The following is a 13,017-nucleotide window of genomic DNA, read 5'->3' as shown; positions in this document are numbered from 1 at the left end:
CACTCCCACTGTGGGAGCGGGCTTGCCCGCGATGATCAGGCCCCTTTGGCCGAAGGCAGCTTCGACACCAGGCGCAGCGACACGGTCAGCCCTTCGAGCTGGTAGTGCGGGCGCAGGTAGAAGCGCGAGTTGTAGTAACCCGGGTTGCCTTCGACTTCCTCGACCACCACTTCGGCGGCCGCCAGCGGGTGCTGGGCCTTGGTGGTCTCGGTGGAGTGCGCCGGGTCGCCGTCGACGTAGTTGAGGATCCAGTCCTGCAGCCAGCGCTGCATCTCGTCCTTTTCCTTGAACGAGCCGATCTTGTCGCGAACGATGCACTTCAGGTAATGGGCGAAGCGGCAGGTGGCGAACAGGTACGGTAGGCGCGCGGCCAGGTTGGCGTTGGCGGTGGCGTCCGGGTCGTCGTATTCGGCCGGCTTCTGCAGCGACTGCGCACCGATGAAGGCGGCGAAGTCGGTGTTCTTCTTGTGCAGCAGCGGCATGAAGCCGTTCTTGGCCAGCTCCGCCTCGCGGCGATCGGAGATGGCGATCTCGGTCGGGCACTTCATGTCCACGCCACCGTCGTCGGTGGGGAAGGTGTGCGCCGGCAGGCCTTCGACTTCGCCGCCGGATTCCACGCCGCGGATGCGCGAGCACCAGCCGTAGTACTTGAACGAGCGGTTGATGTTCACCGCCATGGCATAGGCGGCGTTGGCCCAGGTGTACTTGCTGCTGTCGGCGCCGTCGGTGTCTTCCTCGAAGGCGAACGCTTCCACCGGGTCGGTCTTGGCGCCGTAGGGCAGGCGCGCCAGGAAGCGCGGCATGGTCAGGCCGATGTAGCGCGAGTCTTCCGATTCACGCAGCGAACGCCAGCCGGCGTATTCCGGGGTGGTGAAGATCTTGGTCAGGTCGCGCGGGTTGGACAGCTCCTGCCACGAGCCCATGCCCATCACCGTCGGCGAAGCGGCGGAGATGAATGGCGCGTGCATCGAGGCGCAAACTTTGGATACCTCGCCCAGTAGCTCGACATCGGGTGGCGACTGGTCGAAGTAGTAGTCGCCCACCAGGCAGCCGTAGGGTTCGCCACCGAACTGGCCGTATTCCTCTTCGTAGAGCTTCTTGAAGATCGGGCTCTGGTCCCAGGCGGTGCCCTTGAATTTTTTCAGGGTCTTGTGCAGGTCGTTCTTCGAGATGTTGAGCACGCGGATCTTCAGCTGCTCGTCGCTCTCGGTGTTGTTGACCAGATAGTGCAAGCCGCGCCAGGCGCTTTCCAGCTTCTGGAAGTCATCGTGGTGGATGATCTGGTTGACCTGGGCGGTGAGCTTGGCGTCGATGGCGGCGATGATCTGCTCGATCGAACCGATGGCATCGTTGGACACCAGGCTGGTCTGCGCCAGGGCCTGTTCGGCGAGGGTGCGCACGGCGCTCTCGACGGCTTCCTTGGCCCGCTCGGTCTTGGGCTTGAATTCCTGCAGCAGCAGGCTGGCGAACTCGCTCGGGTCCTGGGTGGCCGCCTGGGGGGCCTGGCTGTCGCGCAACGGATCGTTCATGGTCGGTCTCCTCAGGCCTTCGGCTCGGTGTCGGCAGGTTTCGGCGCGCTGGCCAGGGCCTGGAGCAGGGCCGGGTCCTTGATGGCCTTGAGGATGATGTCCTCGGCGCCGGTCTTGCCGTCCATGTAGGTCAGCAGGTTGGCCAGCTGGGTGCGGGCCTCGAGCAGCTGGTTCAGGGCATCGACCTTGCGTGCCACGGCGGCGGGGCTGAAGTCGTCCATGCTCTCGAAGGTGATGTCCAGGCTCAGGTTGCCTTCACCGGTCAGCTCGTTGGGCACATTGAACGCCACGCGGGGCTTCATGGCCTTCAGGCGCGAGTCGAAGTTGTCGACGTCGATCTCCAGGAACTTGCGGTCGGCCACGGCCGGCAGCGGCTCGGCGGGCTTGCCGGCGAGGTCCGAGAGCACGCCCATGACGAAGGGCAGCTGGACCTTCTTCTCGGCGCCGTACAGCTCGACGTCATATTCGATCTGTACCCGCGGCGCACGGTTGCGCGCGATGAATTTCTGGGAGCTGTCTTTCGCCACGTTGTTCCTCCTGGTCGCCGGTACGGCGGCTCTGCTTGTTGCGGGCGTCGGTGTTTAGGCGGCCGGAACGACGTCAGTCGTGTTCCGGACCACGCAGGTTCTCGAATTGCGACATGCCATCGGGGATCAGGTCGCGGACGATGGTCGCGAAGTCGGCATTGACCAGGTTCTTCGCCCGGCGCAGCAGCACCGGCAGCGGGCTGGAGGGCTCGTGGCGGGCGTAGTACTGGAGCAGGCGCTCAAGGCTCTGCAGCACGTCGTCGCGGCTGTTCACCTCGCCGGGGCGTGCTGTGGGGCGTGGCGCGGCGACGGGCTGTGGGTTGTCATGGGCGCCGGGCGCTGTCGCTTCGTCCAGGCTCGCGCTGACGGGCGCCGAGCCTTCCGGGCTGTAGTCGGCCAGCACCTGCTGGACCTGACGCAGCGGCTGGCGCAGGGCGGATAGGTCGACGCCGCTGGCCGAACCGACCTGGTCGTTGACCCGGCTCTCGATGGTGTCCAGGGCTTCGCGGGCCAGCTGTAGGGCCTGGCGGCATTGCGCAAGCTGCTCGGGGTCGGCGTCGCGCAGGGCGGCGGCCAGTTCCTCGGCGCTCAACTGCTCACTGGCGAAGTGCTGCACGCCTGCCGCATGCAGGGCGGCGCGCAGGGTGACCGGGCCGAAGGCGCGCGAACGCACAAGCACGGCGTCGCGCAGCAGGGCGATGTTGGTGTCGCAGGTGAGGCCGGCCAGGGCGTTGACGCGCACGGTGGGGTCGTTGTCGTCGGCGGCATCCAGTTGCGGGTGCAGGTGCAACCAGTATTCGCCCAGCAGGTCGCGGATCAGTTCAAGACTCGCGGCCAGGCCCGGCAAGCCGTGCAGGGCCAGGTTGGCCTGAACCAGGAAGTGGGTGATGCGCAGGTCCTTGCTGCGTTGCAGCAGGCCGGTGCAGGCCTGTTCGATGTCACGCCACTGCGGCGGCTCGGCCGGCTGCACGGCGTCGCCCATCACGCGCTCGGGGCGCCCCTGGGCATCACGTTCCAGTTGCAGGAAATCGGCATCGTATTCGAGGTCGTCGCCGCACGGGAAGTCTGCGGAAACAGCGGCGAGCAGCTGCGGTGAGTTCACCAGAAATCGATCTCCATATCGGCCCTTGGTGAGGGCTTTGTTCGCGACAAGTTGCAAATGTGAAGTGGCGCACAAACTTGTCAAAGAATGCGAAGTTGATATCACTGTGATATCACTTTGGCACTCTTAAGTTGCGCATTTATGGTTTATTTCCAAATTGCTGTCAAGGTAAGCTACGCGCCGCGAAGGGTGACTGTGAACCAGTTGGCAGGTAGTCGTGTCCATTGGTCAGGTGCCATCAAAGTGCCTTGCCGATAGGGTTTAATACGACCTTTCCGGGAAGCGAATTTCGGTGTGATGCCCAGTATTTACAAGGGTTTAGCCGGAAAGCGGGGTCGGGCTCGCGAATCCACTCAAATGGATGTGTGAGTGTTTCATATATATGCAAGGAGGCGTGATGGCACTTTGCCTGACCATTACCAGTTATCACAAGATAACCCCTGGGCAATGCCCGGAGAAGTTGCTGGAAAACGGTGCCATCAGCGTAGGTCGTGCGGCGGATAATGACTGGGTACTGCCCGATCCCGAACGCCTAGTTTCTTCGAAACATTGTGTGATCCAGTTCAAGGACGGCCGCTACTACTTGACCGATAACAGCACCAACGGCGTGGAACTGGTGCATGCCGGTATTCGCCTGCGTCGCGGTAACAGCGAACCGTTGATGGACGGTGAAGTTATTCGAATTGGCGATTACGAGATCCAGGCGCGCATCGATGCCGGCCTGTCGATCCCGGTTGCCGGGCAGCCGCAGGCCCATAGTTTCGAAGCCTTGATGGCCAACCAGGCGGCCGCCCCGAGCGCGCCCATCGTCGGCGCGCCGGCCGCGTTTCTGCAGGGGGCCTCGAGCCACGACACCCTGCCGGACCTGTTCGATTTTCTCGGCCCTTCCAGCGTGCCGCCGGCCAGCCAGCCGGATCATGTCCCCGCCCAGCAGCATGACTTTCGCCCACCCACGCCAGTGGCGCCGCCGCCCGCGCCGGTGCCGGCCGCCATGCCCGCCGCGCCGGGCATGATCCCCGACGACTGGAACCTGCTCGACGAAACGCCCGCCGTTGCTCCCCAGCCTGCGCCTGTCATCGCGCCGCCCCTGCCAGAGCCGGTAGCGCAGGTGGCACCGGTCGTCACGCCTGCGCCGCCCACTGCCGTGTCGGCACCTGCGCCTGGCCCGGCTGACGCCAGCGATGCGTTGCTGCAGGCCTTCCTGCGTGGTGCAGGTATCGAGCACCTGCGCATCGATGCGGCCGATGCCGCCGCGCAGATGGAGGCGGTCGGGCGTAGCTACCGCCTGATGGTCGAAGGCCTGATCGATGTGCTGCGCGCGCGCAGCAGCCTGAAGGGCGAGTTCCGCATGCAGCAGACCACCATCGCCCCGGTGCGCAACAACCCGCTGAAATTCGCCCCCAACGCCGACGAAGCGCTGCTGTTGCTGCTGCGCGAGGGCAACCAGGCGTTCATGGCCCCGGACCAGGCGGTGCGCGACAGTTTCGACGACCTGCGCGCCCACCAGCTGGCGGTGATGGCGGGTGTCGAGGCGGCCATCAAGCACTTGCTCAAACGCTTCGAACCCGCTCGCCTGGAGCAGCGCCTGGCGCCCGCCGCCGGGCTGGCCAAGCTGTTCGGCGGCTCGCGCCAGGCCCACTGCTGGCAGCAGTTCACCGAGCTCTATAGCCAGATTTCCCGGGAAGCCGAAGACGACTTCCAGGACCTGTTCGGCCGCGAGTTCAGCCGCGCCTACGAGGCCCATAGCCAACGCATGCAACGCTCCTGAGGCCAACGCCCGGAGCACAGGAAGAACACAGAACGTCATGAGGACGAGGATGAGTGCAACGAGACTGATCGCAGCCCTGGCCATGGTGCTGCTCAGTGCCTGCAGCAAGGACAGCCCGGTCGAGCCCGCCGTTACCGACGCGGCGCCGCCGGCCACGGGTATCACCCTGTACTTCAGCGCCGCGGCCGGGCTCAACCCCGGCGCCAGCGGCACGCCCGCGCCGGTGCGGGTGCGCATCTACGAGTTGAAGAACAGCGCCGTCTTCGCCCGCGCCGACTATTTCGCATTGGCAGAACGCGCCCAGGCGACCCTGGCCGCCGACCTGATCGACCAGGACGAGGTCCTGCTCCAGCCGGGCGAGCAACTGCGCCTTGAGCGTCCGCTCGACCCGGCCACGCGCCAGGTCGGCCTGGTGGTCGGCTACCGCGAGGTTGACCAGGCCCGGTGGCGCAGCGTGCTGCCGGTGCCGCCCCGCGACTATCAGATCAGCCTCGATGTGCGCGCCGTGCGCAGCGCCGTGGCCACCCCACAACCTGAGCCTGCCCGCTAGGCAATCGGAGAACCCATGTCCTGGAACAATCGCGTGGTCTGGTCGGAAGGGATGTTCATCACCACCCAGCACTTCCAGCAACACGACCGCTACCTGGAGAACTTCGTCGACGCTCGCAGCCGGCCGCTCCACGCCGCCGCCTGGGGCTTTTCCGAGCTGCTGGTCGACCAAGGCCTGCTGGCCCAGGGCAAGCTGGCGATCCTCAGCGCCCGTGGCCTGCTGCCGGACGGTACGCCGTTCGACATCCCGCGTGACGACCTGCCGCCCGCGCCGCTGGAGATACCCGATGACCTGCGCAATGGCGTGATCTACCTGGGCCTGCCGCTCAAGCGTGCCGGTGCCCGCGATACCGTCGACGACGGTGAAGCGCCTGACGGTGCGCGCTATGTCAGCCGTATCAGCGAGGTCCGCGACGACAACGCCCCGTTCGAGAACCGCGCGCCGTTGGCCCTGGGCAGCCGCGCCCTGCGCCTGCTGCGCGCCGAGGACGGCCTGAGCGACTATGCCGCGTTGGGTGTGGTGCGCATCCGGGAAAAGCGCGCCGACCGCGCCCTGGTGCTGGATGACGGCTACATCCCGCCGCTGCTCGACGTAACCGCCAGCAACCTGCTGTCGGGGTTCCGTGGCGAGCTGCTCGGCCTGCTGCACCAGCGCGGCGAGGCCCTGGCCGGGCGCGTGGTGGCCTCGGCCAACGGCGGTGCCTCGGAGATCGCCGATTTCATGCTGCTGCAACTGGTCAACCGCGCCCAACCGCTGGTCGAGCACCTTAACCAGCTGACGCCGCTGCACCCCGAGCGGTTGTACAGCGAGCTGGTGGCCCTGGCCGGCGAGTTCGCCACCTTCACCCGCGAAGGTCGTCGCCCCGAGGCATACCCGGTGTATCAACACGACGACCTGGCGGCCACCTTTGCACCCGTGCTGGCCGCCCTGCGCGAGGCCCTGTCGATGCTGATCGACAGCAAGGCCGTGGCCATCCCGCTGGTCGAGAAGGCCTACGGCATCCATGTCGGCATGCTGGCCGACCGCAGCCTGCTCGACAGCGCCAGCTTCGTCCTGGTAGTGCGCGCCGATGTGCCCAGCGAGACCCTGCGCAGCCGCTTCGGCCAGCAAAGCAAGATCGGCGCGGTGGAGCACATCCGCGACCTGGTCAACCTGCAGTTGCCGGGCATCGGCCTGTTGCCGCTGCCGGTGGCGCCACGGCAGATTCCGTTCCATGCCGGCTCCAGCTATTTCGAGCTCGACCGAGGCAGCGAACACTGGAAGCAGCTGCAGCATTCCGGTGGTTTCGCCTTCTACGTCGCCGGCGAGTTCCCCGGCCTGAACCTGGCCTTCTGGGCCATTCGAGGATAAGCCGCGATGCAATCGGACGATCCGTTGGCCAATGACCGCACTCAGTTCATGCCGCGCCCCGGTGGCCGTGGCCCGCAGCCGGCAACGCCAGCATCGGCGCCGCCAGCGCCGCCACTGAACGTGCCGGCCGAACCACTGGCGCCGGGCCAGGCGGTGGGCATGAACCCGCTGGAGCAGGCGGCCGGCCCGCTGCTGGCGTTGCTCACCCGCTTGCGCAACACCATCGCCCACCCGGCACCTGCCAGCCTGCGAGCGCAGCTGCTGGCCTACCTGCGTCAGTTCGAGGAGCGCGCCGAGGCCGCAGGGGTCGCGCGCAACGAGGTGCTGCTGGCGCGCTACGCCCTGTGCACCGCGCTCGACGAGGCCGTGCTCAGCACGCCGTGGGGCAGCGCCAGCGACTGGGGCAAGCAGAGCCTGCTGATCACCGTGCACAACGAGGCCTGGGGCGGCGAGAAGGTGTTCCAACTGATGGAGCACTGCCTGCAGAGTCCGCGTGAGCGCTTGCACCTGCTGGAGCTGTTGTACCTGTGCACCAGCCTTGGTTTCGAAGGCCGCTACCGGGTGATGAACGGTGGCCGAGCTCAGCTCGAGGCCCTGCGCGAGCGCACCGCCGCGACCATCCGCAGCGCCCGTGGCGATATCGAGCGCGAGCTGTCGCCGCACTGGCGCGGCGTTACCGTGACCCGTGATCGCCTGGCGCAGTTCGTGCCGCCCTGGGTCGGCCTGGCCCTGGCCCTGGCGTTGCTGTTGCTGGTGCTGTTCGGCCTGCGCCTGAAACTGGCCGCCGACGCCGAGCCGGTGTTCCGTGGCATCCATGCCCTGGGCGAGATCCCGGTGCAGGCCATGGACCGTCCGGTGGTGCAGCCCAAACCTGTCGAGCGACCGCGCCTGGCCGGTTTCCTGGCCGAGGACATCAAGGCCGGGCGGGTCGCCGTGGAGGACGCGGTGGACCGCTCGGTGGTGACCATCCGCGGCGACGAGCTGTTCGCCTCGGCCAGCGCCAGCATCAAGGGTGACTTCGAGCCGTTGATGCTGCGCATTGCCGACGCCGTCGCCAAGGTCAAGGGCAACGTCAAAGTCACTGGCCACAGCGACAACCAGCGCATCGCCACGCTGCGTTTCCCGTCCAACTGGGCGTTGTCCCAGGCCCGTGCCGAGGAGGTGAAGAACCTGCTCGCCGCCCGCACCGGCCAGCCTGGGCGTTTCAGTGCCCAGGGCCTGAGCGACACCGAGCCGCTGGCGTCGAACGACAGCGCGCAGGGCCGGGCGAAGAATCGCCGGGTTGAAATCACCGTTCTGGCGGAGGGCGTCGAGTGAAGGCGTTTTTCAGTTTTGTCATTCGCTGGGTGGTCCCGGTGCTGGGCCTGCTCGCCCTCAGCCTGATCATCTGGTTCCTCGGTCCGCTGCTCGATGCGCTGGTGCCGGCCGCGCCGCGCCTGGTGCTGATCGTCCTGCTGTTCGCGGTGTGGATCGCCTACCGCGTGTGGCGCATCGTCCAGGCCCGGCGCCAGGCGGCCAAGGTGATGCAGAGCCTGGCTGCCGAGACCGCGCCGGACCCTGCCGGCGTTGCCACCGCCGAAGAGCTGGCGACCCTGCGCCAGCGCATGGACGAGGCCCTGACGCTGCTGAAGAAGGCGCGCCTGGGCGGTGACGAGCGACGCAACCTGTACGAATTGCCGTGGTACGTGATCATCGGCCCACCCGGCTCGGGCAAGACCACCGCGCTGGTCAACTCCGGCCTGCACTTCCCGCTGGCGGCGCAGCTGGGCGAGGGCGCCATCCGTGGCGTGGGCGGCACGCGCAACTGCGACTGGTGGTTCACCGACCAGGCCGTGCTGCTGGACACCGCCGGCCGCTACACCACCCAGGACAGCCATGCCCAGGTGGACAAGGCGGCCTGGCTGGGCTTCCTCGACCTGCTCAAGAGCCAGCGTTCACGCCGGCCCATCGATGGCGCCTTCATCGCCATCAGCCTGTCCGACCTGCTGCTGGGCAGCGACGCCGAGCGCGCCGCCCACGCGGCGGCGATCCGCACCCGCATCCAGGAGTTGTACAGCCAGCTGGGCGTGCGTTTCCCGATCTACCTGATGCTGACCAAGCTCGATCTGGTGCCGGGCTTCATGGAGTTCTTCGACAACCTGAGCAAGGAAGAGCGCGCCCAGGTGTGGGGCATGACCTTCCCCCTGGATGACGGCCAGCACGGCGATGGCCCGCTGGCCCAGTTCGGCAGCGAGTTCGCCCTGCTCGAGCAGCGTCTCAACGAGCGTCTGGTGGAGCGCCTGCAACAGGAACGCGACCCGGCGCGGCGCGATCTGGTCTACGGCTTCGTCCAGCAGTTCGCTGCCTTGCGCGGCAATCTCAAGACCTTCCTCGACGGCATCTTCAAGCCCAACGCCTTCGAAGCCCGCGCGCTGCTGCGCGGCGTGTACTTCACCAGCGGCACCCAGGAAGGCAGCCCCATCGACCGTTTGATCGGCAGCATGGCCCAGAGCATGGGCCTGGACCGTGCCCACCTGGCGCGGCAGAACGGCACCGGGCGCAGCTACTTCATCGAGAAGCTGTTCAGCGCCGTGGCCTTCGCCGAACGCGGCCTGGTTGGCAGCAACCCCAAGGTCGAGCAGCGGCGCAAGTGGATCGCCCGCGGTGCCCTGGCCCTGAGCGTGGCCCTGGTGCTGGTGGTCGGCACCTTGTGGACCCTGAGCTACCGCGCCAACCAGCAATACATCGCCGAGGTCGACGGCCGCCTCAAGCCACTGGGCAAGAGCGTGCAGGAACTGAGCCCGGCCCAGCGCAACGTGGTCGACGTCCTGCCGTTGCTCAACGGCGTGCGCCGCCTGGCCGAGGATCCGCCCGGCTGGGCCGAAGGCTTCGGTCTGTACCAGGGCGACATGCTCGAAGGTGAGTCGGACAGCGTCTACCGCAAGCTGCTGATCGCTATCTTCGCCCCGCGCCTGGTCACCCGCATCGAAGAGCAGCTGTATGCCGGCGGCCCGTCCGACTACCTCTACGAGGGGCTCAAGGCCTACCTGATGCTGGCCGACGGCGAACACTACGACGCCGAGTTCATCAAGGCCTGGGTCACCCTCGACTGGGAACGCAGCCTGCCCCGCGACCTGGCGCCGGACCTGCGCCAGGCCCTGGAGCAGCACCTGGCGGCGCTGTTCGACAAGCGCCCGCCCAATGCCCGTCTCGACCAGCGCCTGATCGACGACACCCGTCGCCAGCTGCAACAGCTGCCGGTGGCCCAGCGCGTCTACGACCGGGTCAAACGCCAGAAACTGCCGACCGGGGTCGGCGACTTCCGGGTCAGCGACGCCGCCGGCCGCGATGCCGCGCTGGTGTTCCGCTTCAAGAATGGCAAGCCGCTGAGCGAGCCGCTGCCGGGCATCTTCACCGTCGAGGGCTACCGCAAGGCATTCCTCGCCGCCAGCCTGGCCCACAGCGAGACCTTGGCCGAGGAGCGCTGGGTGCTGGGCCGCGAGGCCAGCGAATCGGGCGATGCCAAGCGCCTGGCCGACGATGTGCTGCAACTGTACTACCAGGACTACATCCGCCATTGGGATGCGCTGCTGACCGACCTGGACTTCGTGCCGATCACCAGCGTCGGCCAGGCCGCCGATGTGCTGCGGGTGCTGTCCGGGCCGACCTCGCCGATGAAGAAACTGCTGCAGGCGGTCGCCAAGGAGACCAACCTGGCGCAGCCGAGCACCCTCGACAAGGTCCAGGCCAAGGCCGAGCAGGCCGGTGTCGACCAGCTGCGTCAGCGCCTCGGCGGCCTGCTCGGTGATGCGCCGCTGCCCAGCGACAATCCGGCTGCCCGTGAGGTGGACCCGGTGACCGCGCACTTCGCCGAGCTGGCCGCGCTGGTGGAAACCGGCGAAGGACAACCTGCGGCCATCGATGGCCTGCTCACCGACCTCAATGTCCTGTACGTGCAGGTCAGCGCCATGGTCGGCGCCAGCGGTGACGCGCTGTTGGGCGAGGCCAAGAACCAGGCCCAGGCCGCCGCGCAGCGTGTCGCCCTGGGGGCGGCGCGCCAGCCCAAGGTGGTGCAGAACCTGGTGGGGTCGGTGCTTGGGTCGACCCACAACATCGTCATGGGCGGCGTACGCAACCAGCTCAATGCCGCCTGGACCAGCGAGGTGGTGAACGTCTACCGCCAGTCCCTCAGCGGCCGCTACCCGCTGGTGGCCGGCAGCACGCGGGACGCCACCCTGGAGGACTTCGGCCTGTTCTTCGGCGTCGGCGGGGTGATGGACAACTACTTCCGCAAGTACCTGCAACCCTACGTCAACACCTCGAGCACGCCGTGGAGCTGGCAGCCGGGCGCGGCGCAGAAGCTGGGGATCAACAGCAACGTGCTGTACACCTTCCAGCGCGCGGCGAGCATTCGTGATGCGTTCTTCCGCAACAGCAACGGCGTGCAGCCGGGCGTGCGCTTCGAACTCAAGCCGGTGGCGATGGACGCGACCATCACCCAGTTCCTGCTCGACCTCGATGGCCAGCAGGTCAGCTACGACCACGGTCCGAGCCGGCCGGTGGCGTTGCAGTGGCCGAACCCCAACAGCATCGGCGTGGTGCGCCTGTCGATCTCGCCGCCTTCGGCCACCGGCCGTTCCGGCCTGACCGTGGAAGGCCCCTGGGCCTGGTTCCGCCTGCTCGACCAGTCCGACCTGGTGGCCGGCAGCTCGCCGGAACGCTTCAACCTGCGCCTGCGCGTCGATGGCGCCAGCGTGTCCTACGAGCTGCGTGCCAGCAGCGCTTTCAACCCGTTCCGCAGCCGAGTGCTCAGCGGTTTCAGCCTGCCGGAGCACCTGTGAACGACGTGGGTTTCTACGGAAAACTGGCCAGCCGAGGCGACTTCGTCAGCCGCGGCCTTCCAAACAGCTTCATCCAGCCCTGGGACCAGTGGCTGGCGGCGGGGATGCAGGCCAGCCAGCAGGCGCTGGCCGAGCGATGGCTCGAGGCCTACCTGGTCAGCCCCTTGTGGCGTTTCGCCTTGGCGCCGGGATTGTGCGGGCCCGAGGCGGTCATCGGCGTGCTGATGCCAAGCATCGACCGGGTCGGGCGGTATTTTCCGCTGACCGTGGCCCAGGTGCTGGAGCCGGGGCAGCCATTGGCGCCTGTGGTGGCCGGGGCCGAGGAGTGGTTCGAGGCGGTCGAGGAGGCATTGCTGGCGACGCTTGAACCGAGTGCTGCCTTTGAAGAGTTCGAGGCTGTTTTGCAGCCTTTTCGCGACGCGAGGCCGCTCCTACAGGGACCTCAAGTGACTGTCGGTGGGTTGCAGCGCTTGGATGCGACCACGCCGCAGGGGCGCGCACTGGCCTTGGCCGAATGCGCCTGCGAGGGCATGAGCCTGTGGTGGGGCCGGGGTTCCGAACGTATCGCCCCGGGTCTGATGCGCTGCGCGGGCCTGCCGCGCAGCGAGGACTTCGCCGGGTTTCTCTTGGGTAGCGAGGCGCGCAGCGAATGACCGACCTGCAGTACACCGCGGCCAGCTACAGCCATGTCGGCATGGTGCGCAAGATCAACGAGGATGCCTGCCTGGAGTTGACCTGGGCAGGCCTGTGGGCAGTGGCCGACGGCATGGGCGGCCATGCGGCGGGCGACTATGTCAGCAGCCTGGCCATGGACAGCCTGCGCAGCCTGCCGAGGCTCGACTCGCTCGACGACTTCAGCGGCGAGGTGCGCGACGGCCTGGCCTGGGTCAACGGCATGGTGCGCGAGGAAACCGTGCGCCGTGGCGTGGCGATGATGGGCAGCACCGTGGTGGTGCTGGCGGCGCGTGGCGACCAGGCTATCGGCCTGTGGGCCGGCGACAGTCGTCTGTACCGCTTGCGCGATGGCCGCATCGAGCGCCTCAGCCACGACCACAGCTACGTCCAGGAGCTGCAGGACAGCGGCCTGCTCAGCGAGGCCGAGGCGCGGGTGCATCCGCGCGGCAACATCGTCACCCGCGCCATCGGCGTCGAGGATGACCTCGACCTGCAGGCCGTGGCCCTGCAGGTGCGGCCTGGCGACACCTACCTGCTGTGCAGCGATGGCCTGAACAAGACCGCCGAGGACCACGAGATCGCCGAGGTGCTCGGCCACGCCGACCCCTACGAGGTGGTCCGCAGCCTGGTGCACCTGGGGCTGACCCGGGGCGCGCCGGACAACATCACCGCAGTGGTCGTCAAGGTGAACTGAAG

10 protein-coding genes are annotated in these 13,017 nt (G+C 67.4%); 7 read left to right on the top strand and 3 right to left on the bottom strand.

Annotated elements, in window-relative coordinates; all coding sequences use genetic code 11:
• Positions 1–35 precede the first annotated feature (35 nt).
• From tssC to tssA, 3 genes are all read right to left on the bottom strand, one after another.
• Entirely contained in the window at positions 36–1,529 is a 1,494-nt protein-coding gene (gene tssC / locus AC25MA_RS08505; RefSeq protein ID WP_028689172.1) for a type VI secretion system contractile sheath large subunit, read from the bottom strand.
• A gap of 11 nt (positions 1,530–1,540) precedes the next feature.
• Positions 1,541–2,056: a type VI secretion system contractile sheath small subunit gene (gene tssB / locus AC25MA_RS08500; protein ID WP_023632506.1), complete on the bottom strand. Its 516-nt coding sequence runs from the start codon at positions 2,054–2,056 to the stop codon at positions 1,541–1,543.
• 73 nt (positions 2,057–2,129) lie between these two features.
• Positions 2,130–3,158 carry a type VI secretion system protein TssA gene (gene tssA / locus AC25MA_RS08495; RefSeq protein WP_486971951.1) on the bottom strand — a complete coding sequence of 343 codons (1,029 nt, stop codon included), beginning with the start codon at positions 3,156–3,158 and terminating at the stop codon, positions 2,130–2,132.
• Positions 3,159–3,555: 397 nt separating this feature from the next.
• On the opposite strand from tssA, the gene tagH reads away from it, so the two are divergent.
• The 7 genes from tagH to AC25MA_RS08460 are packed head-to-tail and all read left to right on the top strand — an operon-like array spanning position 3,556 to position 13,015.
• Positions 3,556–4,926: a type VI secretion system-associated FHA domain protein TagH gene (gene tagH, locus AC25MA_RS08490; protein WP_062362757.1), complete on the top strand. Its 1,371-nt coding sequence runs from the start codon at positions 3,556–3,558 to the stop codon at positions 4,924–4,926.
• A gap of 49 nt (positions 4,927–4,975) precedes the next feature.
• Positions 4,976–5,476, top strand: a complete 501-nt coding sequence (gene tssJ / locus AC25MA_RS08485; protein WP_486971950.1) for a type VI secretion system lipoprotein TssJ — start codon at positions 4,976–4,978, stop codon at positions 5,474–5,476.
• Positions 5,477–5,491: 15 nt separating this feature from the next.
• Positions 5,492–6,826 (top strand): type VI secretion system baseplate subunit TssK, encoded by a 1,335-nt coding sequence (gene tssK, locus AC25MA_RS08480; protein WP_486971949.1) that lies wholly within the window; start codon positions 5,492–5,494, stop codon positions 6,824–6,826.
• Positions 6,827–6,832: 6 nt separating this feature from the next.
• Positions 6,833–8,143, top strand: a complete 1,311-nt coding sequence (locus tag AC25MA_RS08475; RefSeq protein WP_062362762.1) for a DotU family type VI secretion system protein — start codon at positions 6,833–6,835, stop codon at positions 8,141–8,143.
• Positions 8,140–11,646, top strand: coding sequence for a type VI secretion system membrane subunit TssM (tssM, locus tag AC25MA_RS08470; RefSeq protein ID WP_486971948.1), 3,507 nt, complete (start codon positions 8,140–8,142; stop codon positions 11,644–11,646). The genes AC25MA_RS08475 and tssM overlap by 4 nt, the downstream gene beginning before the upstream one ends.
• A complete protein-coding gene (gene tagF, locus AC25MA_RS08465; RefSeq protein WP_028689165.1) occupies positions 11,643–12,299 on the top strand; it encodes a type VI secretion system-associated protein TagF in 657 nt (218 codons plus the stop codon). The genes tssM and tagF overlap by 4 nt, the downstream gene beginning before the upstream one ends.
• The gene (locus tag AC25MA_RS08460; RefSeq protein WP_028689164.1) at positions 12,296–13,015 is read left to right on the top strand and encodes a PP2C family protein-serine/threonine phosphatase; all 720 of its coding nucleotides are present in this window, start codon (positions 12,296–12,298) and stop codon (positions 13,013–13,015) included. The genes tagF and AC25MA_RS08460 overlap by 4 nt, the downstream gene beginning before the upstream one ends.
• Positions 13,016–13,017 lie beyond the last annotated feature (2 nt).

The sequence above is a fragment of the Pseudomonas sp. P65(2024) genome, assembly GCF_057480955.1.
This window is presented reverse-complemented; position numbering and strand designations above follow the sequence as displayed.